This is a genomic window from Amycolatopsis halotolerans (assembly GCF_042647905.1).
In the GTDB taxonomy this organism is placed as follows: Bacteria; Actinomycetota; Actinomycetes; order Mycobacteriales; family Pseudonocardiaceae; genus Amycolatopsis; species Amycolatopsis halotolerans.
Genome location: NZ_JBHRWI010000029.1, coordinates 25,160 through 48,286 on the forward strand (window position 1 = coordinate 25,160; position 23,127 = coordinate 48,286).

21 protein-coding genes and 1 pseudogene are annotated in these 23,127 nt (G+C 69.6%); 11 read left to right on the forward strand and 11 right to left on the reverse strand.

Going from position 1 to position 23,127, the window contains the following annotated elements; all coding sequences use genetic code 11:
• Window positions 1-428: 428 nt before the first annotated feature.
• On the forward strand, window positions 429-737 hold the full coding sequence (locus ACFORO_RS24645) for a DUF4193 domain-containing protein (RefSeq protein ID WP_013224476.1): 309 nt from the start codon (window positions 429-431) through the stop codon (window positions 735-737).
• A 379-nt stretch (window positions 738-1,116) separates the two neighbouring features.
• Here ACFORO_RS24645 and ACFORO_RS24650 read toward each other — a convergent pair whose 3' ends face one another.
• Window positions 1,117-1,602: a DUF3093 domain-containing protein gene (locus ACFORO_RS24650; protein WP_354750574.1), complete on the reverse strand. Its 486-nt coding sequence runs from the start codon at window positions 1,600-1,602 to the stop codon at window positions 1,117-1,119.
• A gap of 24 nt (window positions 1,603-1,626) precedes the next feature.
• Here ACFORO_RS24650 and dut point away from each other — a divergent pair, with 24 nt between their 5' ends.
• Together dut and ACFORO_RS24660 are read left to right on the forward strand one after the other, a co-directional pair.
• Window positions 1,627-2,130, forward strand: coding sequence for a dUTP diphosphatase (dut, locus tag ACFORO_RS24655; protein ID WP_344267559.1), 504 nt, complete (start codon window positions 1,627-1,629; stop codon window positions 2,128-2,130).
• Window positions 2,130-2,795 (forward strand): DUF3710 domain-containing protein, encoded by a 666-nt coding sequence (locus ACFORO_RS24660; RefSeq protein WP_354750575.1) that lies wholly within the window; start codon window positions 2,130-2,132, stop codon window positions 2,793-2,795. The genes dut and ACFORO_RS24660 overlap by 1 nt, the downstream gene beginning before the upstream one ends.
• Window positions 2,796-2,975: 180 nt before the next feature.
• On the opposite strand, the gene ACFORO_RS24665 is transcribed toward ACFORO_RS24660, so the two are convergent.
• The 3 genes and pseudogenes from ACFORO_RS24665 to ACFORO_RS24675 all read right to left on the reverse strand — a co-directional run bounded on the left by ACFORO_RS24665 (window position 2,976) and on the right by ACFORO_RS24675 (window position 5,387).
• Window positions 2,976-3,497, reverse strand: a complete 522-nt coding sequence (locus ACFORO_RS24665; protein ID WP_377868175.1) for a transposase — start codon at window positions 3,495-3,497, stop codon at window positions 2,976-2,978.
• A 61-nt stretch (window positions 3,498-3,558) separates the two neighbouring features.
• A pseudogene (locus ACFORO_RS24670) lies at window positions 3,559-4,344 on the reverse strand (transposase); the annotation flags it as partial.
• A gap of 323 nt (window positions 4,345-4,667) precedes the next feature.
• Entirely contained in the window at window positions 4,668-5,387 is a 720-nt protein-coding gene (locus ACFORO_RS24675) for an alpha/beta fold hydrolase (protein ID WP_377868109.1), read from the reverse strand.
• Between the two features lie 104 nt (window positions 5,388-5,491).
• On the opposite strand from ACFORO_RS24675, the gene ACFORO_RS24680 reads away from it, so the two are divergent.
• Both ACFORO_RS24680 and ACFORO_RS24685 read left to right on the forward strand, forming a co-directional pair.
• A complete protein-coding gene (locus ACFORO_RS24680) occupies window positions 5,492-5,872 on the forward strand; it encodes an OB-fold nucleic acid binding domain-containing protein (protein WP_009075573.1) in 381 nt (126 codons plus the stop codon).
• Window positions 5,873-5,959: 87 nt separating this feature from the next.
• A complete protein-coding gene (locus ACFORO_RS24685; RefSeq protein WP_354750458.1) occupies window positions 5,960-6,628 on the forward strand; it encodes a DUF3159 domain-containing protein in 669 nt (222 codons plus the stop codon).
• Window positions 6,629-6,718: 90 nt separating this feature from the next.
• Here ACFORO_RS24685 and ACFORO_RS24690 read toward each other — a convergent pair whose 3' ends face one another.
• Window positions 6,719-7,375 carry a potassium channel family protein gene (locus ACFORO_RS24690; protein ID WP_344267550.1) on the reverse strand — a complete coding sequence of 219 codons (657 nt, stop codon included), beginning with the start codon at window positions 7,373-7,375 and terminating at the stop codon, window positions 6,719-6,721.
• Complete coding sequence (locus ACFORO_RS24695; protein WP_354750456.1) at window positions 7,375-8,040, reverse strand: potassium channel family protein; 666 nt, start codon at window positions 8,038-8,040, stop codon at window positions 7,375-7,377. Before ACFORO_RS24695 ends, ACFORO_RS24690 begins: the two co-directional genes overlap by 1 nt.
• 96 nt (window positions 8,041-8,136) lie before the next feature.
• Here ACFORO_RS24695 and ACFORO_RS24700 point away from each other — a divergent pair, with 96 nt between their 5' ends.
• Together ACFORO_RS24700 and ACFORO_RS24705 are read left to right on the forward strand one after the other, a co-directional pair.
• A complete protein-coding gene (locus tag ACFORO_RS24700) occupies window positions 8,137-10,185 on the forward strand; it encodes an APC family permease (protein WP_354750455.1) in 2,049 nt (682 codons plus the stop codon).
• On the forward strand, window positions 10,182-11,372 hold the full coding sequence (locus ACFORO_RS24705) for a class I SAM-dependent RNA methyltransferase (protein WP_377868110.1): 1,191 nt from the start codon (window positions 10,182-10,184) through the stop codon (window positions 11,370-11,372). Before ACFORO_RS24700 ends, ACFORO_RS24705 begins: the two co-directional genes overlap by 4 nt.
• Window position 11,373: 1 nt before the next feature.
• Here ACFORO_RS24705 and ACFORO_RS24710 read toward each other — a convergent pair whose 3' ends face one another.
• From ACFORO_RS24710 to ACFORO_RS24725, 4 genes are all read right to left on the reverse strand, one after another.
• Window positions 11,374-11,793 (reverse strand): hypothetical protein, encoded by a 420-nt coding sequence (locus ACFORO_RS24710; RefSeq protein ID WP_377868111.1) that lies wholly within the window; start codon window positions 11,791-11,793, stop codon window positions 11,374-11,376.
• A 749-nt stretch (window positions 11,794-12,542) separates the two neighbouring features.
• The gene (locus tag ACFORO_RS24715; RefSeq protein ID WP_377868112.1) at window positions 12,543-14,096 is read right to left on the reverse strand and encodes a GMC family oxidoreductase; all 1,554 of its coding nucleotides are present in this window, start codon (window positions 14,094-14,096) and stop codon (window positions 12,543-12,545) included.
• Entirely contained in the window at window positions 14,093-15,619 is a 1,527-nt protein-coding gene (locus ACFORO_RS24720; protein WP_377868113.1) for an APC family permease, read from the reverse strand. The genes ACFORO_RS24715 and ACFORO_RS24720 overlap by 4 nt, the downstream gene beginning before the upstream one ends.
• A 31-nt stretch (window positions 15,620-15,650) precedes the next feature.
• A complete protein-coding gene (locus tag ACFORO_RS24725) occupies window positions 15,651-17,120 on the reverse strand; it encodes an aldehyde dehydrogenase family protein (RefSeq protein ID WP_354750446.1) in 1,470 nt (489 codons plus the stop codon).
• A gap of 209 nt (window positions 17,121-17,329) precedes the next feature.
• On the opposite strand from ACFORO_RS24725, the gene dxs reads away from it, so the two are divergent.
• Window positions 17,330-19,246, forward strand: coding sequence for a 1-deoxy-D-xylulose-5-phosphate synthase (gene dxs / locus ACFORO_RS24730; protein ID WP_344267534.1), 1,917 nt, complete (start codon window positions 17,330-17,332; stop codon window positions 19,244-19,246).
• Window positions 19,247-19,568: 322 nt separating this feature from the next.
• Here dxs and ACFORO_RS24735 read toward each other — a convergent pair whose 3' ends face one another.
• Window positions 19,569-20,195 carry a hypothetical protein gene (locus ACFORO_RS24735; RefSeq protein ID WP_377868114.1) on the reverse strand — a complete coding sequence of 209 codons (627 nt, stop codon included), beginning with the start codon at window positions 20,193-20,195 and terminating at the stop codon, window positions 19,569-19,571.
• A 185-nt stretch (window positions 20,196-20,380) separates the two neighbouring features.
• On the opposite strand from ACFORO_RS24735, the gene ACFORO_RS24740 reads away from it, so the two are divergent.
• From ACFORO_RS24740 to ACFORO_RS24750, 3 genes are read left to right on the forward strand one after another with little or no spacing between them, the layout of a single operon-like run.
• Window positions 20,381-21,007, forward strand: a complete 627-nt coding sequence (locus ACFORO_RS24740; RefSeq protein ID WP_377868115.1) for a cupin domain-containing protein — start codon at window positions 20,381-20,383, stop codon at window positions 21,005-21,007.
• Between the two features lie 55 nt (window positions 21,008-21,062).
• The gene (locus ACFORO_RS24745; protein ID WP_377868116.1) at window positions 21,063-22,052 is read left to right on the forward strand and encodes a LysR family transcriptional regulator; all 990 of its coding nucleotides are present in this window, start codon (window positions 21,063-21,065) and stop codon (window positions 22,050-22,052) included.
• Entirely contained in the window at window positions 22,034-23,122 is a 1,089-nt protein-coding gene (locus ACFORO_RS24750) for a hypothetical protein (protein WP_377868117.1), read from the forward strand. Before ACFORO_RS24745 ends, ACFORO_RS24750 begins: the two co-directional genes overlap by 19 nt.
• The last annotated feature ends 5 nt before the right edge of the window (window positions 23,123-23,127 follow it).

Consider the following 23,127-nt stretch of genomic DNA (forward strand, 5'->3'; position numbering starts at 1 on the left):
TGGTAGCCGGTGAGCCTAGGCGCTGGCCGCGGCGCGCGGTGTCGCGGGTCACCTTCACCCGTTCCGCGTAATGCCCCTCCGTGGCGATCGCACCACGGACGGCTCGGCGGGAGCAAGCGGACACGGCCGCGAGGTGACGTTCGCGACGCCGGGGCAACCCGAACGGAGGACAGGCGTCTCACCTGCGCGTTCCCCCTCCCGGGTGACGCTGGAGCAGCAATGTCCGACTCGGTGCGAGGCGCGCCCGGCGGTGAGCTACCCTTCCCGGGCTCCGGCCGCCGGACGAGGTCAACCAGGTTGAGACCTGGGTCACTCGCAGGCCGGGCACAAACAGGGGCGCTGGAACGTTGACCAGCGGCACGACCGGTATCGGGCGCCTCCGGAACCGGTGCAGGACGACACGCTGAATCGCAGGGGTGAGGGACACCATGGCTACCGACTACGACGCTCCGCGCCGCAGCGAAGCCGACGAGCTGGCCGAAGACTCGTTGGAGGAGCTGAAGGCTCGGCGCAACGAGAACCAGTCCGGCGTCGTCGACGTCGACGAGGACGCGACCGCGGAGAACTTCGAGCTTCCCGGCGCGGACCTCTCCGGGCTCTCCGGGGAAGACATGACCGTGAAGGTCGTGCCGAAGCAGGCGGACGAGTTCACCTGCTCGGTCTGCTTCCTGGTGCACCACCGGAGCAGGCTCGCCGAGGACAACGGCGGCAGGCTGATCTGCCGCGATTGCGCCTGACCTGGGGATTTTCTCGGGGAGATCTAGGGGAGATGCACGGGGTCAGCGTTTTCGCGGTCTTGGGATGACCGGGTAAGCACGGGGGTCGGCCATGTGGTCGGCCCCCTTACTCGTGTTCGGGGCGGCTCGTCGCCTGGCGGCGACATTGCCGCTTTGGGCGCCCACCACCCCGAAGCTTGATTGTGCTGACGGTTCGGGGGTGCTTGTCAAGGCGGGAAAGATGCCTTGACAAGCACCCCCGAACCGCAGGGCGGCTTCGTATCGGGGTGCAGGGCGCGGGCTGGGTGCTTGGAGCTTTGGGTGCGCGGGTGCTGCTAGGTCCGTGAGGGGAACCCTGAGGGACTCTGAGTCCGTGAGGGTTCCCCTCACGGACCTGGGGTCAGGCGTTGGTGCGGAGCAGCTCTACTACTCGTTTTGGTTTGCGGGTGCTGAAGAGCCAGTACGGGGTGGGGTCCGAGGGGTCTGTCAGCGTGATCCGGACTGCGGGGCCTACCCAGCCGCGGTGCATGACGAAGGCGGCGGGGTCGCCGTCGCGGCCAAGGGCGTGGCGTTTGGCGTCTTTTTCCACGACGGTGATTTCGCCGACGTAGCGCAGGGGCAGGTGGGCGTCGCCGAGCCAGAGTTCGGGGTCGTCGCCGCTGGTGATCTTGACTTTCGCCCGGCCAAGCGAGAGCAGCAGCGCGGCCATGACGGGCACGGCGATCGCGAGCGGGATCCACAGGGGGATCGACGGGTAGCCGAGGTGGACTTCGACGCCAAGCAGGATCGCTCCGGCCATCGGCAGGGGCCAGCCCCACCAGGGGAGGTAGAGCCGTTCGGAGTGTGCGACGACGCCCGTCGCGGCGGTGTTCACGCGGTCAGCCACACATCAAGGGTAGTCTCGCCGCCCGTGTCCAGCGTTCAGGTCCTCCTCCAGCGGCTCGACCCCGAAGTCCCGCCGCCCGCCTATGCCCGGCCCGGCGACGCCGGGGCCGATCTCGTCACCACCTCGGATATCGTGCTCGGACCCGGCGAGCGCGGGGTCGTCGGCACCGGGGTCGCGATCGCGCTGCCTTCCGGGTACGCCGGGTTCGTGCACCCTCGCTCGGGGCTCGCGGCGCGCGTCGGATTGTCGGTGGTCAACACTCCCGGCACGATCGACTCGGGCTACCGCGGCGAGATCAAAGTCTGCCTCGTCAATCACGACCCGCGCGAGAAGATCGTGCTGGCGCGCGGCGACCGGATCGCGCAGCTGGTGATCCAGCGCGTGGAGCACGCGGAATTCGTCGAGGTCGCCGAACTCGAGGAGACCGAACGCGGCGCGGGAGGTTACGGCTCGACCGGCGGGCACGCCACACTGGCACCCGGCGCCGGAGACACCGGCGCGGGCACCGGGGAAGGAACGGAACGATAGTGGGGATTTTCGGACGCAAGCGCCGGTCCGGCGACGACGAGACCGGGGGCGTCGCTTCCCAGCGCGGCGAAAGCGCCGAAGCTGACGGCGCCGACGACGCGCTCGAACCCGAGGACCAGCTGTCGGAAACGACCGACGGTCCGTTCGACGCCACCGAAGCGGAGGAAGACGGCATCCCGCGCATCGACCTGGGCTCAGTGCGCGTGCCAGTGCCGGACGGCTCGCAGGTGCAGGTCGAAATGGACCCGGAGGAAGGCGGCGTGCGAGCGGTGCACGTCGTGACGGAGGTCGGGCAGATCACCGTCAGCGCCTACGCGGCCCCGAAATCCGGCGGCCTGTGGCGCGAGGTCAGCAACGAACTGGCCGACCAGCTGCGCGCGGACGGCGCGAAGGTCAACGTGGGCCGGGGCGAATGGGGCATGGAACTGTCCGCGATCGTCGGCGACGTAGCGCTGCGCTTCGTCGGAGTGGACGGCCCGCGCTGGATGCTGCGCGGCGTCATCGCGGGCCCGCAGTCCACCGCTTCGCAGGCCCCCGAAGTGCTGCGCGCGATCGTGCGCAGCACCATCGTCGACCGCGGCAACTCGCCGATGCCGGTGCGCACCCCGCTCCCCATCACGCTGCCGGACGCAGTCGCCCAGCACATCGCCGAGCAGCAGGGCTGACCACAAGTTCCGTGAGGGGGCCTTGAGGGAATCAGACCTGGATCCACCGGGTGGTTTTTTGTTGATGTTGTTGGTGGGTGTGGGTTGTGTTTCGGGGGTGTGGGCGTGTTGGTGTGGCTGGCGTCGCACCAGCGCGTTCCACTGTGGGTTCTCCGGTCGGGTCGGGTGGGTTCGGGTGGGTCAGGTTTGTCGGTGGGTGGCGGTGAACAGGGAGAGGAAGCTCGCGGACCGGGGCCAGGCGCGTGGCAGGCGCAGGGCGGTGGTGCGGGCGGTGCGGGTGATGCGGGCGGCGACGGCGATCAGCTGGGCGCGGATGGTGCCGGTGCGGGCTCGGGCGTGGAATGGGCTGGCGAGGGATCCGGCGGCGCGCAGGAGGTTGTGGGTGATTGCGGCGAGGGCGAGCCAGGCGGCGTTGGCGTGGAAGCGGCCGGAGGGGAAGTGGGCGAGGGCGGAGTCGTTGAGGTCGGCGAAGATCTGCTCGATGGTTCCGGCGCGGCCGCGGTGGCAGGTTTCGGCGGCGGCGGTGCCGAGTCCGGTGTTGGTGAACACGGCCTGGTAGCGATAGATCGGGAAACAGTTCCCCGGTCGCGTCGCCGGCGGTGGTGTCGCGGACGCGGCGGACGACGAGGCGGGCGGTGATGCGCTGGCCGTTGCGTGTGGGGTTGGTGAACGCGGTGCAGGGGGTTTCCGCGACCTCGGCACGGGCCTGTTCGCTGTCGTGTCCCTCGTGGGCGGGGCGGCCGTAGCCGATGGGCTGCCAGGCGCTCTCGTCGATGGCGGCGATCGCGGCGCGGACCGCGGGGTTCTGCGGTGCGGTGACGGAGAACCGGGCTCCCTCGTCGAGGATCGCGGCGAGGATGTCCCCGTGGTAGAACCCGGAGTCCAGCCGGACCACCAGGGTTCCGGTCGCGCCGCAGGCGCGGGCGGCCGCGATGTTCGCGCGCACGAACGACACCACGTTGCGGGCGGAGTGGGCCTGCCCGCCGCGCAGCCGGGTCCCGGTGACCACCGGGGCGCAGGTCGGCGAGGACAGGCACCCGGCGAGGAAGTTCAGCCCCCGGACCTTCGTGTAGCCGACCGCGGCGCCTTCCTTGCCCGGCCCGAACACGCGGGTGATCTTCGCGTCGACGTCGAGGAACGCCAGCTGGTCGATCCCGGGCAGCAGCGGAGCCCGCGCGGCCAGGTCCCGCAGCACCCCGGCGGCGACGTTCTGCAGCTGCGCGACGTGGCCGGGGGTGAAATCGCGCAGGAACACCCCCAGCGTCGAGGGCGCCCGCGCCCCGGCGAACAACCGCGGCATCGCGCCGTGGCGGACGATGCCGAGATCGTCGATCGAGTCCGCCCCGGCCGCCATCCCCGCCACGATCGTCGACACCTTCGCCCCGGCGTTGGATCCCGCCGTGGTCCCGAGCGTCAGCAGCTCGTCGGCCAGCCCGCCCAGCCCCGCAGCCTCGGCCAGCCGCATCACCGGCACCAGCCCCGCATGCGACACCAGACCCGGATCGTCGAACCTCGCCGACACCGACCCGGCAGTATGCAATGATCGCATCCAGCAGATGCCCTCTCGCTCGGTGACAATTGCTCTGTCGCAAGAACAATCATCCCAAGCCAGAGGGCATCTGCGCGTCCAGACACGACCTACACCACCACAAACACCGGTGAATCCAGGTCAGATTCCCTCAAGGGCCCCCTCACGGACTTCAAGACCCGGCCACATGGTGACAAATAGGGCATTCCGGTGCTGTTGACGTCCTTTGTGGACGGTCAGTGGGCCGGGGTTGCGCGGCTTATTAAGTTCCTGGCACCGGCTCTGATTCCCCCAGGATTCCCTTCACGGACTTAACCGGCGCGCGCAACCAGCCCCGCCGGAACTCACGGCGCATCCGGCAACGCCCGCAAAAACGCCAGAACAGTCGCCCTCCCCAGCGACTCCCGGTCAACCCCCAGCGCGGCAAGCGTCGTCTCCCCGTACCGCCCCCGAGGCAACGCCCCTGCCCACTTCCGGGCAACCGCCGCCGGATGGATCGGATCGTCCGAACACCCTCCGACCCCGGCCGGAACCTCCACCCCCCGCAACGCCTCCAGCGTCGGCGCGGCCCGCCCGGCAGCCACCCGCAGCCCGGCCTCCAGCCCGCTCCCGTGCCGCCGCCAAGCCCGCCCCAGCTCGGCCGCGAGCCACCCCGGACTCCCCGCCGAAGCCTGCGTGACCGCCCCTTCAACCCCCGAAGCGGCCACCAGATCCGCTGTGACCGTCGCAGCCAACGCCGCGGGCGCGGACCCGGATTCCCCATTCCAAGCCGGGAGCGCCGCCAGCAGCCCCCCGCAACGCCCGGGATTCGCCACCGCCCACTCCGCCGCGAGATGCGCCCCGAACGAAATCCCGCCCACCAGCACCGTCCCGTACCGGTCAGCGAGACCGTCCAGCTCCGCCAGAAACGCCTCCGCGAGACCGGGCCCGGCAACCGGCGCGGGCGTGATCAGCGGCACTCCCAGCGCAGCGAGCGGCCCCCCGAACACCGAGCGCACGAAGACCTCGTCAGAGCCGGTACCGGGCAGTAGGACGGCGGCCGGGACATGGATTGCGGACGTCACGTTGCGATCTTGCCCCAAACCCGTTTCCCTGACTGGGACCACAGCTACGCTGGAACACGCACGGGCCGAACGAAGTCGGGGGCCCCGGAGCACAGGAGCACACCATGTCCGCCAAGGACGGCGGCTACTTCAGCCGGTTGGTTCGCAAGCTGACCAGCGACGTCGAGGACCTCGACGCCGACGAGATGTCCGAGAGGTCGGGTGCCGAGGGCGCGCAGCGCGCCTGCGACTGCCGGTCCGGCGAAGAGGTGACCGTGCTCGGCAGGCTGCGCAGCGTCGAGCTGTCGCCGACCGACGGGCCCGCCTCGCTGCAGGCGGAGCTGTTCGACGGCACGCAGGGCGTGACGCTAATCTGGCTGGGCAGGCGCCGGATTCCCGGCATCGAGCCCGGCCGCACCGTCAAGGTCCGCGGCCGGATGGCCGAACGGGACGGGCAGAAGGTGCTCTACAACCCGTATTACGAACTCCAGAGCCCGGTAGGGTGATCAACGCTCGTGACTGAACCCGCTGCTCCCCGCGACGAGAAGGACGCGCCCGGAAACGGGGGCGACGAAGAGCGGCAGCCGACGCTGATGGAGCAGATGGGCGGGGTTTCCGGCCTGTTCTACTCCTCGGTGCCGGTCATCGTCTTCGTCCTCCTGAACGCGATCTTCGGGCTCACCGTGGCGATCTGGGGCTCGATCGGCAGCGCGGTGGCGATCACCGTCCTGCGCGTCGTGCGCAAGGAGCCGCTGCAGCCGGCCATCTCGGGGTTCTTCGGCGTCGCGATCGCGGCGTTCATCGCGTTCCGCACCGGGTCCGCGAAGGGGTTCTTCCTCTTCGGCATCTGGGCCAGCCTCGTGTACTGCGGCGTGTTCGTGATCTCGGTGCTGGTGCGCTGGCCGCTGGCGGGCGTCGTCTGGAACGCGCTCAACGGCAACGGCACCGCCTGGCGCAAGGACAAGCCGTCCCGCTACGGCTACGACGTCGCGACGCTCGCGATGGCCGTCATCTTCGCCGCCCGGTTCGTGGTGCAGCGGTGGCTGTACGACGGAAACCAGACCGGCTGGCTCGCGTTCGCCAAGATCGCGATGGGCTACCCGCTGTACGCGATCGGGCTGCTGGTGGTCGTCTGGGCGGTGCGCCGCTCCGACAAGCGGCTGAAGGCCCTCGCCGAGGAAGAGCCGGAGCCGGAAACCGACGCGCAGCTGGAAGCGCGTTTGCGGCAGAAGTACGCCGAAGCCCCGACTCCCGAAACCTGACCAGCACGACCCCAATGTGGCATTGGGTGCATGCGACGCACCCAATGTGGCGTTGGGTGCGTCTGACGCACCCAACGCCACATTGGGGCGCTAGTAGCCCAGGGCCGAGCGGATCTCCGGTTCGACGTCCGAGGTCGCGACGAACAGCAGTTCGTCGCCCGCCTCCAGCGGATCCTCCGGCTGCGGCACGATCACCCGGTCGCCGCGCAGGATGGTCACCAGCGCCGCGTCGCGCGGCAGCGCCAGCTCGCTCACCGGCTTGCCCGCCAGCGGCGTCTCCTCCGGCAGGGTGAGTTCCACCAGGTTCGCCTGCCCCTGCCGGAACGTCATGAGCCGCACCAGATCGCCGACGCTCACCGCCTCCTCGACCATCGCGGCGAGCATCCGCGGGGTCGACACGGCCACGTCGACGCCCCACGCGTCGGTGAACAGCCATTCGTTGGCCGGGTTGTTCACCCGCGCCACCACGCGGCGCACCGCGAACTCCGTCTTCGCCAGCAGCGACACCACGAGGTTCGCCTTGTCGTCGCCGCTCGCCGCGATCACGACGTCGCAGCGTTCGATGCCGGACTCCTCGAGGATCGACACCTCGCACGCGTCGCCGAGCACCCAGTCGGCCTGCGGAACGGATTCCGGCTCGAACTGGTCGGCGTCGCGCTCGATCAGCATCACCTGGTGGTTGCCGTCGATGAGCTCCGCGGCGATGGACTGCCCGACGGCTCCCGCGCCCGCGATCGCGACCCGCATCAGTTCTCCTCCTCGGGGGCGCGAGCGGCCAGGCTCGTCACGTCTCCGACGGTGCCCGATCGCGCCGCCACCCACACGTCGTCGTCGGCCTGCACGACGGTCTTCGCGTCCGGCAGCACCGGGGTGCCGAAACGCATCATGAACGCCACCCGCGCGCCGGTGGTCTCCTGCAGTTCGCGCACGCTGCGGCCGACCCAGCCCTCGTGCAGCGGCAGTTGCAGCAGCGCGACGTTGCCGGACGGGTCGCGCCACGCGGAGGCGACGCCGTCGGGCAGCAGGGTGCGCAGGAACCGGTCGGTCGTCCACGGCACGGTCGCGACGGTCGGGATGCCCAGCCGTTCGTAGACCGCGGCGCGCTTGTGGTCGTAGATCCGCGCGACCACGTGCTCGATGCCGAAGTTCTCGCGCGCGACCCGCGCGGAGATGATGTTGGAATTGTCGCCGCTCGACACGGCCGCGAAGGCGCCCGCCCGCTCGATCCCGGCCTCGACGAGCACCCGGCGGTCGAAACCCGCCCCGACGACCTGCTGGCCGTGGAAGTCGCTGCCCAGCCTGCGGAACGCCTGCTGGTTCTTGTCGATGACGGCCACGTCGTGGCCGAGCCGCTCCAGCGCCGCGGCCAGAGACGCGCCGACGCGGCCGCATCCCATGATCACCACGTGCACGCTTAGCCTCCTCGCAGGGTGGGGATGACCCGGTCGTGGGTACCCTCGGACACCAGCGCCGAACCTACCTTGCGCCCACCCGGTTACGCTCTCGTGGTGTCGAAGTTCCCGACCGTGCTGAAGCGGCTGGTCCTCGGACGTCCGTTCCGCAGCGACCGTCTTGCCCACACGCTGTTGCCCAAGCGCATCGCGCTGCCCATTTTCGCCTCCGACGCGCTGTCCAGCGTGGCCTACGCGCCGGAGGAGATCTTCCTGACGCTGAGCGTCGCCGGCTTGTCCGCGTACGCCTTCGCGCCCTGGATCGGGGTCGCGGTCGCGCTGGTCATGCTCGTCGTCGTGGCGTCGTACCGGCAGAACGTCCACGCGTATCCGAGCGGCGGCGGCGACTACGAGGTCGCGACCACCAACCTCGGCGGGAAGTTCGGCCTGACAGTGGCGAGCGCCCTGCTGGTCGACTACGTGCTGACCGTCGCGGTGTCCACTTCGTCCGGTGTCGCCAACATCGGCTCGGCGATCCCGTGGGTGGCCAACCACAAGGTGATCACCGCCGTGGTGATCGTCGCCGTGCTGACCGCGCTCAACCTCCGCGGGGTGCGCGAATCGGGCAAAGCGTTCGCCATTCCCACTTACGGCTTCATCGCCGGCATCCTGATCATGGTCGTCTGGGGGCTGTTCCAGACCTTCACCGGCACCGAGATGCGCGCCGAGAGCGCGGGCTTCACGCTGCACGAGGAAGGCAGCTGGGCGGGCGTCGCGTTCGTGTTCCTGATCCTGCGGTCGTTCTCGTCCGGCGCGGCGGCGCTGACCGGGGTCGAGGCGATCAGCAACGGCGTGCCCGCGTTCCGCAAGCCGAAGTCGAAGAACGCGGCCACCACGCTGCTGCTGATGGGCGTGCTCGCGGTGACGATGCTCGTCGGGATCATCACGCTCGCGGTCGTCACGAAGGTGAACTTCGCCGAGGACCCGGCGCGGCAGCTGGCGGGCGCGCCCGCGGGCTACGAGCAGAAGACGATCGTCGCGCAGATCGCGCACGCGGTGTTCGAGAGCTTCCCGCCCGCGTTCTACTACATCTCGTTCTCCACCGGCATCATCCTGCTGCTGGCCGCGAACACCGCGTTCAACGGCTTCCCGGTGCTCGGCTCGATCCTCGCCCAGGACCGCTACCTGCCGCGGCAGCTGCACACCCGCGGCGACCGGCTCGCGTTCTCCAACGGCATCCTGTTCCTCGCGGCCTTCGCGCTCGTGCTGATCATCGCGTTCGACGCGGAGGTCACCCGGCTGATCCAGCTGTACATCGTGGGCGTGTTCGTGTCGTTCACGGTGAGCCAGGCGGGCATGATCCGGCACTGGAACCGGTTGCTGGCCAAGGAAACCGACCCGGCGGCGCGGCGGCGGATGCGCCGTTCGCAGACGGTGAACGCGGTCGGCCTGACCATGACCGGCGTCGTGCTGGTGATCGTGCTGATCACGAAGTTCCTGCTCGGCGCGTGGATCGCGATCGCCGCGATGGTGGCGATTTTCGCGCTGATGACGGCGATCCGGAAGCACTACGACCGGGTGTCGGAAGAGCTCAAGGACATGGGCGACGCGCCGACCGTGCTGCCCTCGCGCAACCACGCGATCGTGCTGGTGTCCAAACTGCACCGGCCGACGCTGCGTGCGCTGGCCTACGCCAAGGCGATGCGCCCGGATGTGCTCGAGGCGGTCACGGTCAACGTGGACGACGCCGACACGCGCGCGCTGACCCAGGAATGGGAAGCGCACAAGTTCAAGGTGCCGCTGAAGGTCGTCGAATCGCCGTACCGGGAAATCACGAAGCCGGTGCTGGATTACGTGAAGCGCGTGCGCGGCGCCAACCCGCGCGACGTCGTCACCGTGTTCATTCCCGAGTACGTCGTGGGGCACTGGTGGGAGCAGGTCCTGCACAACCAGAGTGCGTTGCGGCTCAAGGGACGGCTGCTGTTCCAGCCGGGCGTGGTCGTGGCGAGCGTGCCGTGGCAGCTGGAGTCGTCGCAGAAGGCCGCCGCGCGGATGCGCAAGGCCCGCCCCTCCGCCGGTGACGTCCGGCGCGGGTTCACCCCCGGCACCGCTCGACCGGCGGACGCCAAGAAGCCAGCCCCTGCGACAAAGGAATCATCGGAATGAGCGACAGCTGGCTAGGCCGCGTACTGGAACTGGAAGTGGGTCCGGTCGCGCACGGCGGGCACTGCGTGTCGCGTGTGGACGGACGAGTGCTGTTCGTGCGGCACGCGCTGCCGGGCGAACGCGTCCGGGCGGAAGTGACTGAAGACAAGGGCGGCTCGTTCTGCCGGGCGGACGCGATCGAGGTGCTCAGCGGGTCCGAGCACCGGGTGACGCCGCCGTGCCCGCTTGCCGCGCCGGGCGGCTGCGGAGGTTGCGACTGGCAGCACGCCGAACCGGCCTACCAGCGTGAGCTGAAGGCCGCGGTGGTGGCCGAACAGCTGCAGCGGCTCGCCGGGATCGAGCGCGAGGTGGTCGTAGAAGCGCTCGACGACAGTCCGCTCGGCTGGCGCAGCCGGGTGCGGCTGGTCGCCGGACGCGACGGCCGGGCCGGGCTGCGCGCGCACCACAGCCACCGCGTCATCCCGATCGACGACTGCCCGATCGCGGTGCCGGGCTCGCTCGACGCCGCGCTGAGCAAGCGCTGGCGGCCGGGCGTCGAACTGGAAACGACCAGCGACGGCGACAACCACCTCCACCTGCGCGAACTCGTCACGGTGCGCGGGCGCACGCAGGGCAAGCAGCTGTCCGGCGGCATGGCGATCCAGCACGCGGCCGGGCGGGACTGGCGGTTCGACGCGCACGGATTCTGGCAGGTCCACCCGCTCGCGGCGGACACGCTCGCGGAACTTGTCCGGGAATGGGCGGACGCGCCGCGCGGCGGGGTCGCCTGGGATCTGTACGCCGGGGTCGGGCTGTTCGCCTCGGTGCTGGCCGAGCAGGTCGGCCCGGACGGGCAGGTGCTGGCGATCGAATCCGGCCGGCGCGCGGTGACGGACGGCGAGCGCAATCTTTCCGACCTGCCGCAGGTCAGCTGGCGTTCCGGGCGCGTGGAACACCTCATCGGGGACGCTCCGACGCCGGTCGACGTCGTGGTGCTCGACCCGCCGCGCAAGGGGGCCGGCCGAGAGGTCGTCAACGCGATCGCGGCCGGTGAGCCGGACCGGATCGTCTACGTGGCCTGCGACCCGGCGGCGCTGGCGCGGGACGTGCAGTTCTTCTCCGAGCACGGGTATTCGCTGACGGATCTGCGGGCTTTCGACGCGTTCCCGATGACGCACCACGTGGAGTGTGTCGCGCTGCTGCAGTGACTTATCGGCCTCGCTGAGCGGCAGCCGCTGCGGCGAGTCCGGTCGCGGCCAAGACCAGGCCAGAGGCGAGCAGCACCCACGCCCCGGCCGTCGGCTGTACTGCGGCGGACGGGGCGAGGCGGTCCGCGCCGGGGAGCGTGATCACGAGGTAGCGCAGGAGGATTCCGGCTACCGCGATTCCGGTTAGGGTGGTGAAGGCCAGGGGTTCGGCCTGATGTCGGCGCAGGGTCAGAACCGCCAGGGCGAACGCGAGTGCCAGCGCTCCGGCGCACGCCAGGCGGAGGCCGAGATCCAGGTCGGGCTCCGCCGCGCCGGGCGGCAGGTGCGACGGCAGGTAGTGCGCGGTCGGCAAGGCGAGCCCGACGCCGCCGCCCACCGCGGCGGTCGCCCCGGCCCACGCGAGCGCCCGATTGCCTGCCACACAAGGAAGTCTACGTCCGGTGCGTCGCCTGGCCCGGGTTCTTTCCTTCGCGGTCTCGCACGGTTCCGCCAGCGCTGGCTGGGTGGTCTCGGCTTAGCGTGGGTAGGCCTCTGTTGCTTGCTGCGCGTCCGCGTCCGCAGCGCGATGTGGCTGTGTTCTTTCCTTCGCGGTTCTCCGGCACTGGCTGGATGGTCCCGGCGCGAGGCAGGGCCTCGACTGCTTCCGCGCGAAGACGTTTGTGTCCAGCCTGCGGCCCGCCGGGCTGTTCGAGGTGCTCGGCGATCCGGTGGCCGCGCTCGACGAGGCCAGCAGGCTGATGGGCATCTCGCGCGATTGGGCCGGGTTCTCGCCTCGGTGAAGGCCTTGGCGGTTCTGTGCGGCTCCGGTGCCGTCCGGCGGATGTGCCTCGGCGCAAGGCCTGCAGCTGCGTTCGACTTCTCCCGACCGTTCGATTGCTTGTCCCGCAACGAAATTCACGTCCTGGACAAGGCTGCGCCCGGCCGGCGATGGTGACTTTTGGTAACGGTTCGATTACTCGAGAACCTGCGCGCGCTCGCTGGCGACTGACCTTGTGTGCATCGAGGAGGTGCGCGAGGACGAAGCGAGGGGCGGACATGATTCTGCGCGAAATGCTGGCCGCGGCACGGGCTCTGGCCACGAGCCGGCTGAGAACCGGCGGGCTGACCGGTCCCGTCAGCCGAGGCGGGCGGGTGGCTGTGCCCGCCGGGACACGACCACCCGCCCGAAGGTCAGCTCCGGTCTTCCTTGAGCATGTCCGCGCACTTCTCGCCGATCGCCATCGTCGTGATGCACGGGTTCACCGTGACGAGGAACGGCATCACCGAAGCGTCGGCCACCCGCAGGCCCTCGACGCCGCGGACGCGCAAGCGGGCGTCCAGGACCGCCTCCGGGTCGCCGTCCGCGCCCATCCGGGCCGTGCACGCCGGGTGGTACACGGTGTTGTGCGTCTTGCGGAGGTAGTCGGCGATCTCGTCGTCGGTCTTGCAGTCCCGGCCCGGCGCGAGTTCCACGCCGGCCCACTCGTCGAGAGCGGGCTGCGCGGCGATCTCGCGGGCGAGCTTCACGCCGTAGGTCATCACGCGCATGTCGTACTCGTCGGTGAAGTAGCTCGGGTCCACCCTGGGCTTGTCGCGGAAGTCACGGGTGCGCAGCCGCACGGTGCCTCGCGATCGGCTGCGCGTCACGTTCGGCGTCAGGCAGAAGCCGTTCTCCGTCGTCGGGTAGCCGTGCCGGACGGTGTTCATGTCGAACGGGACCGAACCGTAGTGGAACATCAGGTCCGGGCGGTCGAGGCCGTCCTCGGTCCTGGTGAAGATGCCGATTTCCCACCACTGCGTGGATTCGGTGACCATCGGCTGCAGGGCGTCCCACATCACCAGGCCCTCGGGGTGGTCCTCGAGGTTCGAGCCGACGCCCGGCGAGTCCACGAGCACCTCGACGCCGACCTCGCGCAGGTGTTCGGCGGGCCCGATGCCGGACAGCATCAGCAGTTTCGGCGTGTCGATCGCGCCGGAGCTGACCACGACCTCGCGGCGCGCGGTGATCGTGCTGTGGTGGATCAGGTCCGGGTCCAGCACCTCGACGCCGGTGCAGCGGCGGCCGTCGAACAGCAGCCGCTTCGCTCGCGCGCCGGTGCGGATCTCGAGGTTCGGCCGTTTGCCCATGATCGGGTGCAGATAGGACACCGATGCCGAGGACCGGGTGCCGTCCTCGCGGGCGTTGATCTGGAACCAGTTCGCGCCGTGGGTGACCGTCTTGCCGGAGTTGAACTCCGTCGTCGGGATGCCGGCCTGGTCGCACGCGGACAGCAGCGCCGCGCCCGCCGGGTCGTGCGGCGGGACCGACCGGATGGTGACCGGGCCGGAGCGGCCGTGGTGCTCGCCGGGGCCGTCGTTGGTCTCGAGCCGCTTGTACAGCGGGAAAACGTCGGCGGCCGACCAGCCGGGCAGGCCGATCGAGGCCCATTCGTCGAGGTCCTCGGCCGGGGCCCAGAACGCGATGCACGAGTTGTGCGACGAGCAGCCGCCGAGCACCTTGGCGCGGGCCTGGCGCAGGTAGGAGTTGCCCGCTTCCTGCGGCTCCACCAGGTAGTCCCAGTCGTAGCCGGATTCCAGCAGGCCCATCCACTGGGTCAGTTCCAGCACCTCCGGCACGTCCGTGTCGGACGGTCCGGCTTCGAGGAGGCAGACCGTCACGTCCGGGTCCTCGGACAGCCGGGCCGCCACCACTGATCCTGCCGTGCCGCCGCCGACCACCACGTAGTCGAACTCGCTTGCGCTCACCGGGAAACCTCCTCATCGGGCGCGGGGGCGGCGGCGTGGTCCGCCAGCACCCCGACCTTGTGCCGTTGCACGAACCAGTAATAGGCGAAGCCGCCGGCCGCGAAGACGCCGACGAACAGCACCGAAATCCACTGCAGATACCAGTGGTAGGGCGGGGTCGCGTTGTAGATCTCGTTGCGGGGCCAGGCCAGGTTGACCGTCATCGCGCCGCCCCACAGCACCGCGAGCACGTTCACCGGAAGGCCCCAGCGGCCGAGGGAGAACCGGCCTTCCGGGGCGCCCTCGCGCGGCCAGCGTCCGCGCAGCCTGCGGATCAGCATGGGCACGGTCACGAGGAGGTAGGACAGGTAGATCAGGATGATCGCGAGGCTGGTGACGGCCGAGAAGATCTGCGTGGAGTTGATGTTCAGCACCAGCAGCGCGACCGCGAGCACGCCGATCACGATCGCGGGCAGCACCGGGGTGCCGGTCGTTTTGTTGACCCGCGCCAGTTTCCGGCCGCCGGGCAGCGCGTTGTCCCGCGCCATCGCGAACGCGATCCGGATCGCCGCGGTGTGCACCGCCAGCACGCACACGGTGATCGCGATGAACACCACGAACAGGAACACGCGTCCGATGGCCGGGCCGAGCGCGTCGGTGAGCACGTACTGCAGGCCGACCGTGCCGAGTTCCGGCGCGTGGATGTTGCCCACGGCCATGAGCGCGAACAGGATGATCAGCCCGCCCAGCACGAAGGAGGCCACCAGCGCGCGCAGGATCGCCTTCGGCGCGTTGCGGTGCGGGTTCAGCGATTCCTCGCCGAGCGAGGCTGCGGTGTCGAAGCCGTACATCACGTAGGAGGAGGCGATGCCGGCGATCAGGAACGCGCCGAGGTAACCGGACGAATGCCCGGCCTCGGTGCCGTTCGTCTCGGTCACCACCGACGGGCCGCGGACGAAGTGGAACGCCAGGAACACCACCAGCAGCACCGCGAACAGCAGTTCCACGAACACGCCCGCGCTGTTGATCCGGGCCATCAGCTTCACGCCGAACGCGTTGATCAGCGTGGTGAACACGATCAGCACGGTGGCCAGCAGCACGCCGTTGGCCGCGTCGCTGGTCCCCGTGCCGTCGCCGATGAACTGGAAGAACGACGTGATCTGCGGCAGCGTCCGCTGGTAGGCGAGCGCGGTCGCGGAGATCGAGACGATCGAGGCCAGCAGCATCATCCAGCCGGCCATCCACGCGATGTGCGGGTTGCTGAGCTTCTTCGCCCAGTTGTAGACCGACCCGGCGACCGGGTACTGCGCGGCCAGTTCGGCGAAGCAGAGAGCCACCATCAGCTGTCCGATGAACACCGCGGGCCAGGACCACCAATAGGCCGGGCCGCCCTCGGAAAGGCCGAGGTAGGACAGCTGGAACACCCCGGTCAGCACCGAGATGTAGCTGATGCCGGCAGCGAAGGTGTGGAAACTGCCGAGCGTTCTCTTGAGCTGGTTGGTGTAGCCGAATTCGCCGAGTTCGCGATCGCCGGTGTCGCTCAAGGGCAGAGTTCCTTTCGGTGGGGGAGGGGGATCAGCCGGAGAACCAGTGCTGGGGACCGGGCTTCAGGTTCTGGTGGATGTGCTTGACCTCGGTGTACTCGGCCAGCCCGGTCGGGCCCAGCTCGCGGCCGAAGCCGGACTGCTTGTAGCCGCCCCATTCGGCCTGCGGCAGGTACGGGTGGTAGTCGTTGATCCACACCGTGCCGTGCCGGAGCCGGTTCGCCACGCGCTGGGCGCGGGCGGCGTCCTGGGTGAACACGCCGCCGGCCAGGCCGTAGTGGGTGTCGTTGGCGATGCGGACGGCGTCGTCCTCGTCGGTGAACGTCTCCACGGTCAGCACCGGGCCGAAGGATTCCTCGACGACCGCGGTGCTGCCCTGCCGTACGTTGTCGAGGATGGTCGGCAGGTAGTAGAAGCCGTCCTGCAGCGCCGGGTCGTCCGGACGCTTGCCGCCGGTGCGCAGGACCGCGCCCTCTTCGATGGCGGTCGCGACGTAGCGCTCCACCTTCTCGCGATGCGCGGCGGAGATGAGCGGCCCGGTCTCGGCGTTCTCGTCGAACGGCCCGCCGAGGCGGATCCGCTCCGCGCGGCGCACCAGTTCGTCGACGAACTCGTCGTGCCATTCCCGCTGGACGATCAGCCGCGCACCGGCCGAGCAAACCTGCCCGGAGTGCAGGAACACCGCGGTGAGCGCGTAGTCGACGGCGGTCTCGAAGTCCGCGTCGGCGAACACGACGTTCGGGTTCTTGCCGCCGAGTTCGAGCGCGACCTTCTTCACCGTCGCCGCCGCGTTCGCCGCGATCACCCGTCCGGTGGCCAGCCCGCCGGTGAACGACACGAGGTCGACGTCCGGGTGCTCCGACAGCGGGGCTCCGGCCGCCGGACCGGCGCCCAGCACCAGGTTCGCGACGCCGCCGGGCAGCCCGGCCTCGGCGAGCAGCCGCATGAACAGGATCGAGGTGTGCGGCGTCAGCTCGCTCGGCTTGAGCACGAACGTGTTGCCCGCCGCCAGCGCCGGGGCGATCTTCCACACCGTCTGCAGCAGCGGGTAGTTCCACGGGGTGATGAGCCCGCACACGCCGACCGGTTCGTGCACGATCCGGCTGAACGAGTCCGCGCTGCCGGTGTCCACGACGCGGCCCGCGTCGTTGCCCGCGAGCTTGCCGAAGTAACGCAGGCAAGCCGCGATATCGCTCATGTCGTAACGGCTCTCGACCAGGCGTTTGCCGGTGTCGAGCGATTCGGCGCGGGCGAACTCCTCCGCGTCGCGGTCGAGCAGGTCGGCCGCGCGCAGCAGCAGGTTGCCGCGTTCGCCGGCCGGGGTGCCAGGCCACGGGCCGGTGTCGAACGCGCGGCGTGCCGCGGCGATGGCGGCTTCGGTGTCTTCCGCGGTCGCTTCGGCGACTTCGGCGACCAGGCTGCCGTCCGCGGGACACCGGATCTCGCGTCGCCCGCCCGCACGCGCGTCCACCCATTCGCCGCCGATGTACAAGTCCGCCATGGGGTCCTCTCGAGCTCGGGGGTCCGTCCGGGATTATCACGGCCACGCCGGGTGACCGCGACTTGACTGACCGGGCTGGTGATCTTCCCCGCTCGTGGAGTTGCGTTCCGGCCGCGGCTGTGATCCGGGACGCGGGCGGCCGGACCGAGGTGGCGGCCGTCCGTAGACTGGCCGGAACCGGCGGAGGAAGAAACGGGCGAGGTGGAGCGGTGACCATGCTGGACTCGGTGCACGGACCGGCGGATCTGAAGCGCATGAGCGTCGAGGACCTCGGCGAGCTGGCGGCCGAGATCAGGGACTTCCTCGTGGACAAGGTCCGCCGCAGCGGCGGGCACCTTGGCCCCAACCTGGGCGTGGTCGAGCTGACGCTCGCGCTGCACCGGGTGTTCGACTCGCCGCGCGACGCGATCGTGTGGGACGTCGGGCACCAGGCGTACGTGCACAAGATCGTCACCGGGCGGCACGTCGACTTCGACCTGCTGCGCCAGCAGGGCGGCCCCACCGGGTACCCGTGCCGCGGCGAGAGCGAGCACGACCTGGTGGAGAACAGCCACGCGTCCACCGCACTGTCCTATGTGGACGGAATGGCGAAGGCGTTCGAGCTGTCCGGCGGCCCGCGCAGGCACGCGATCGCGGTGGTCGGCGACGGCGCGCTCACCGGCGGCATGTGCTGGGAGGCGCTCAACAACATCGCCGGGCGCAAGGACCGCCCGGTCGTGATCGTGGTCAACGACAACGGCCGGTCGTACTCGCCGACCATCGGCGGGATGGCCGATCACCTGGCGTCGCTGCGGCTGCAGCCGGGCTACGAGCGGCTGCTGGACGGCGGGCGCGAGCTGCTGCGCAGCACCCCGGTGGTGGGCAAGCCGATCTACGCCGCGCTGCACGCGGCCAAGGCGGGCATCAAGGACGCGCTGAGCCCGCAGGTGATGTTCTCCGACCTCGGCCTGAAGTACCTCGGCCCGGTCGACGGCCACGACCTGGTCGCGCTGGAGAAGGCGTTCCAGAGCGCACGGGCCTTCGGCGGCTCGGTGATCGTGCACGTCGTCACCGAAAAGGGCCACGGCTACGCACCCGCGGTCAACCACCAGGCCGACCAGATGCACCAGACCGACCCGATCGACCCGGAGACCGGCCTGCCGCCGGTGAAGGGCCCCAGCTGGACCGGCGTGTTCGGCGACGAGCTGGCGAAGATCGGCGAGGAGCGCGAGGACGTCGTGGCGATCACCGCCGCGATGCTGCGCTCGACCGGCTTGGAGAAGTTCTCCGAGCGCTTCCCGGACCGCTGGTTCGACGTCGGCATCGCCGAACAGCACGCGGTGACATCCGCGGCGGGCCTCGCGATGGGCGGCTGCCACCCGGTCGTCGCGCTGTACTCGACGTTCCTGAACCGGGCGTTCGACCAGGTCCTGATGGACGTCGCGCTGCACCGCCAGCCGGTGACGTTCGTCCTGGACCGCGCCGGTATCACGGGCCCGGACGGCCCGAGCCACCACGGCATGTGGGACCTGTCGCTGCTGGGCATGGTGCCGGGCATGCGAGTAGCCGCCCCGCGCGACCCGGGAACCCTCCGCGAGGAACTGCGCGAAGCAGTCGCGGTGCAAGACGGCCCGACCGCCCTGCGATTCTCGAAGGGCAGCGTCGGCCCGGACGTGCCCGCAGTCGAGCGGATCGGCACAGTCGACCTGCTGCGCCGCCCGTCAGGCTCGACAGACGTGCTGCTCGTCGCGGTGGGCCCGTTCGCGCAGCTGGCCCTTTCGGCCGCAGACCGCCTGGCAGACCAAGGCATCGGCGTGACAGTCGCCGATCCGCGCTGGGTGGTCCCGGTGCCCGCGGAACTGGTCGCGCTGGCGGAACAGCATAAACTCGTAGTGACAGTCGAAGACAGCGGCCGTCACGGCGGTTTCGGCTCAGCCCTGGCGGCCGTGCTGCGGGATGCCGAATGCGACGTCCCGCTGCGCGATCTCGCGGTGCCGCAGGCATTCCACGACCATGGAACCCGCGCCGAGGTACTCGACCGAATCGGCCTGACCGCCCAGGACGTCGCGAGGCGAATCACGGAATGGGCCTCGGGACGGCTGGGCTCCGACGTGGAGGAGACCGCGGGGGAGAAGCCGCGCGCCTGAGCGGAGGCGAGCTCGGCGAGGAAGCTTCGCGGTTGGGCGGAGCGGGCTTCGGGACGGTTGGGCTCCGGCGTGCGGGAGAAGCCGCGAGCCTAAGCGGAGTGGGCCGGAGGAAGCTGCGCGCTTGAGCGGAGTGAGCTGGGCGAAGGATGCCCCCGTCTGAGCGGCGTCGGCCGAGCGGAGGAAGTCGCGCGCGAGCGGAGCCGGCTGGGCTGTGCGGAGGAACCCGCACGCCTGAGCACGTGAATGGCGGGTACCCGGCGCAGAGGCCCGCCATGTCCCAGCCGGTGAGCAGAGGCTGCCCGCCCAGGAGTCGCCGGGTCCGCTATCCCGCCGTCGGGGTTTCGGCGGTGAAGGTCTGGTCGATGTCCGGCACCCAGTAACAGACCTCCAGCGTCTTCCGCCTGGACATGTGCCAGACCTTCCGGCTGCTGCCCAGCGCCCCGGCGGAGCCGAGAACTGACAGCGCGGCGCCCGCGCCCGCGACGACTCGATGCGGGCCGGTCGCGGTCTGCACGAGTGCGACGACCGCGGCCAGCGTGAAAGCGAACGCGATATTGCGCAGCATGACCGACTGCGCGCGCATCCGGACGATCTCCCCGGCGGCGTCCTTGTCGTGCAGTTCGGCCGCCGCGACGAGCAGTGCTGGGTCGACCTGGACGTAAGCGCGGTCGCGCGCCTGCGGGACCCGGGCGATGAACTCCTTCCGGGCCTCTTCCGCGTCTTGCCGGGGGCGCAGCCGGTCCAGTCGCCCGGCCAGCGGGTGGAAGAGGTGTCCGAGCAGGTAGCTGGCCACCACGGCTCCGGCGACCAGCAACGCGCCCGGGGCGGACGTCAGTGCGGCGACGTGCAGCACGCCCAGCCGGTCGAGCACGTAGACCAGCAGCGACAGCTGGACCGCTCCGGGGACGGCGAAGCTGAACAGGTCGAAGATGCCGACTGCGAACGTCACGAATCGCCTCCAGGACAGGGGGTTTCGGGGAACGAGATCGTCCCACAGCCGCCCCGGGCTTGTACCGCGTTCGCTCATCGCGGTGCGCGATAGCAGTGATCCGCGCCAAGCACTTTCCGGTTTTCGTGTTCTCGGAAGAATCAGAGGCAGCAGATCTTCCACGGTTTCTGGGAAAGGCGGAAAGAATGTCGGAAATCAGCAGGCGGGGTGCGCTCGGGGCGGGTGCGGGAATCGCCGCGGCGGCCGCTCTTGGGGCGACCGGAACCGCGCAGGCGAGCACCGCGGCTCCAGGGAAGCCGCCGTATGTTTTCCCGCTTGCCAAATCCGCGCCGGCTGTCCACGACGGCGGGACGTTGCGCGGAGCCCACGAGAAGAACTTCCCGGTGCTGGCCGGTCAGCAGGGCTCGGTGTACCTGGTGCACCTCGACCCGGGCGGGGTGCGCGAACCGCACTGGCACCCGTCCGCGTGGGAGTTGAACTACATCATTTCCGGCAAGGCGGACTGGAGCATTCTCGGCACGCACGAGGACGGCAGTTACCACAATGAGGTGTTCAGTGCGAAAGCCGGTGAACTCGTCTTCGCCCCGCAGGGATTCTTCCACTATTTCGCGAATTCCAGCACCACCGAAGGCCTGGACGTGCTCGTCATGTTCAACACCAGCACCGGGGAGCCGAACGACGACATCGGCATCGTCGGGACGCTCAACTCGCTGCCGCGCGAGATTCTCGCGGCCTCGTTCGGGGTTCCGGTGTCCGCGTTCGCCGCGATCCCGAAGGATCTCAAGCCGGTGGTGATCACCCGCCGCCGGTAGTGGCAGTGCCCACACCTGGTACACGGTCGCGCACCGAGAGTGGTACTCCGGAGTAGTGATCGATCCGGTGCTGCTGCGCACTTTTCTCGCTGTGGCCGAGGCGGGCGGGTTCTCCGAAGCCGCCCGCAGGCTGGATCTCGGGCAGTCGACGGTGAGCCAGCACGTCCGCCGCCTCGAGACGGCGCTCGGCAGCGTGTTGTTCGAGCGCGACACGCACAGCGTGCGGCTCACCGGCGACGGCGAGACGATGACCGGCTTCGCTCGCGGCATTCTCGACCAGCAGGACCGGGCACTGCGCTACTTCTCCCGGCCGGGCCCGCGCGGGCGGGTCCGGTTCGGGGTGTGCGAGGACTTCCTGCTCGGCCACGCCGCGGACGTCCTCGGCCGGTTCCGCGGCGCGCATCCGGGAATTGACCTCGAACTGTCGGTCGAGCTGAGCGAGGTGCTGCATTCCCGGCTCGCCGACGGAGACCTCGACCTGGTGCTCGCCAAGCGCGACTCCGGGCAGGGCGTGCGGCGGGATCCGCTCGTGTGGGTCGGCTCGCCCGGGCTGGAGTTGCTCCCGGGCGAGCCGTTGCCGCTGGTCCTCTACCCGGAGCCGAGCGTCACCCGGGCCCGCGCGCTGAACGCGTTGCGCCGCAACGGTGTCCAGTGGCGCATCGGCTGTGTCAGCGAACGGCTCAACGGCCTGCGGGTCGCGCTCGAAGCGGGGCTCGGCGTCGGCCTGTTCGCGGCGTCCGTGGTCCCGGACGGGCTGGTCCCGATCGCGGGGCTGCCCGATCCGGGATCGGTGACGTTCGTGCTGAGCCACCGGGGAACGGCGCGGGGTTCGGCAGCGGCGTTGGCGGACGCGATCCTGTCGGCCCAGTGGAGCCGCCCGGGCTTGGGTATTGCCTGTGGTTCCCAGAAGGTCCTGACCACGGCTGATGTCGCTCCGGTCAGCAATCGGGAGGAAAATAAGGAGCCCCAGGCGCTTGCAAGCAGAGGCGACCCTGGGGCGTTCGACGATCACGATAGCATCGACCGGTGTCGTCTGTCGACGTAGACCGAACCGTGGTCTGGAACATGCTGTCCGAACCGAGGATGGCACCCTACCTGGCTGAAGCGGGAGGAGATCGCGACCTCGCGCTGGACCTGTATGCGTGGAGCGCGCGCATGTCATCGGCTGCCTTCCTGACAGTCGGTCATCTAGAGGTGTTGCTTCGCAATGCTCTCGATCGGTGTTTGCGCGAGCATTTCCGCGAAGACGATTGCGGCATTCCCTGGTTCTTGCTTCAGGTGCCTGGCGGAGACTACGTCGAGCAGGCTGTGTCCGCTGTCCGCCATCGGCTTCGTGCCTTGCGACAGGAAACACGGCACCAGATCGTCGCGGGGTTGAGCTTTGGCTTCTGGACGGGCTTGCTGGGGCCGAAGTACGAACAGCTTTGGCGGGAGTGCCTGCGACACGCCTTTCCTCATTCCAATGGCACCCGCAAGCAGGTTGTCGTCGCGGCCGAACGGGTCCGCAAGTTCCGGAACCGGCTGGCACACCACGACTCGACGATCAACGTGGACATCCCTTTCGAGATCCGGAAGCTTCTCGAACTGGCGTCGTACATCGATGGCGATGCGGCACGATGGCTGGAGCAATGCAGCCCGGCGATGGCTGTTTATGCCGAGCGTCCAGTCACCGCTGAGGACACAGTGGTGGTTCCCGCGAAACACGCATGGCCGCTCTACGAGGAGGTGCGTGCCTACGTATGCCAGTCCGGTCGTGCGTTCCGCCCAGTTCAGCGGGTTGCTTTCTACTCCGGCCGGGAAATCAAGCAGGATGTCCCGGCGGTTGTCCACCGCCGGGACGGCGTCGAGTGGACACCCGAGTCGGCCAGTCGACTGCGAGGATCGGATGATCGGTTCGACCGCAAAATCGCTGCGGTGATCGAAGCTTCCGCCGGCGCTTGGCGCCATGGGCGGTACCAGGTGTTTCTGCTGACGAAGCCGGGCGATCAGGCCCATCGGCAGTTGAGTGCCCCCCTTCCGCACAGCGGTAGCGGGCGGGGTTCGGCTTTCGTGCAGAAGCAACGGTATGTATCGCTGCACGCGTTGGAAACAGCTCGATCGACAGGTGACTTGTGAAATAA

Excerpts from the sequence above, each read along its gene's own strand:
- ACFORO_RS24685 (WP_354750458.1), top strand. The coding sequence starts at position 5,960 with ATGGAGCAGATGGGCGGGGTTTCCGGCCTGTTCTACTCCTCGGTGCCG.
- ACFORO_RS24740 (WP_377868115.1), top strand. The coding sequence starts at position 20,381 with ATGTCGGAAATCAGCAGGCGGGGTGCGCTCGGGGCGGGTGCGGGAATC.
- ACFORO_RS24645 (WP_013224476.1), top strand. The coding sequence starts at position 429 with ATGGCTACCGACTACGACGCTCCGCGCCGCAGCGAAGCCGACGAGCTG.
- ACFORO_RS24690 (WP_344267550.1), bottom strand. The coding sequence starts at position 7,375 with ATGCGGGTCGCGATCGCGGGCGCGGGAGCCGTCGGGCAGTCCATCGCC.
- ACFORO_RS24680 (WP_009075573.1), top strand. The coding sequence starts at position 5,492 with ATGTCCGCCAAGGACGGCGGCTACTTCAGCCGGTTGGTTCGCAAGCTG.
- ACFORO_RS24705 (WP_377868110.1), top strand. The coding sequence starts at position 10,182 with ATGAGCGACAGCTGGCTAGGCCGCGTACTGGAACTGGAAGTGGGTCCG.
- ACFORO_RS24725 (WP_354750446.1), bottom strand. The coding sequence starts at position 17,120 with ATGGCGGACTTGTACATCGGCGGCGAATGGGTGGACGCGCGTGCGGGC.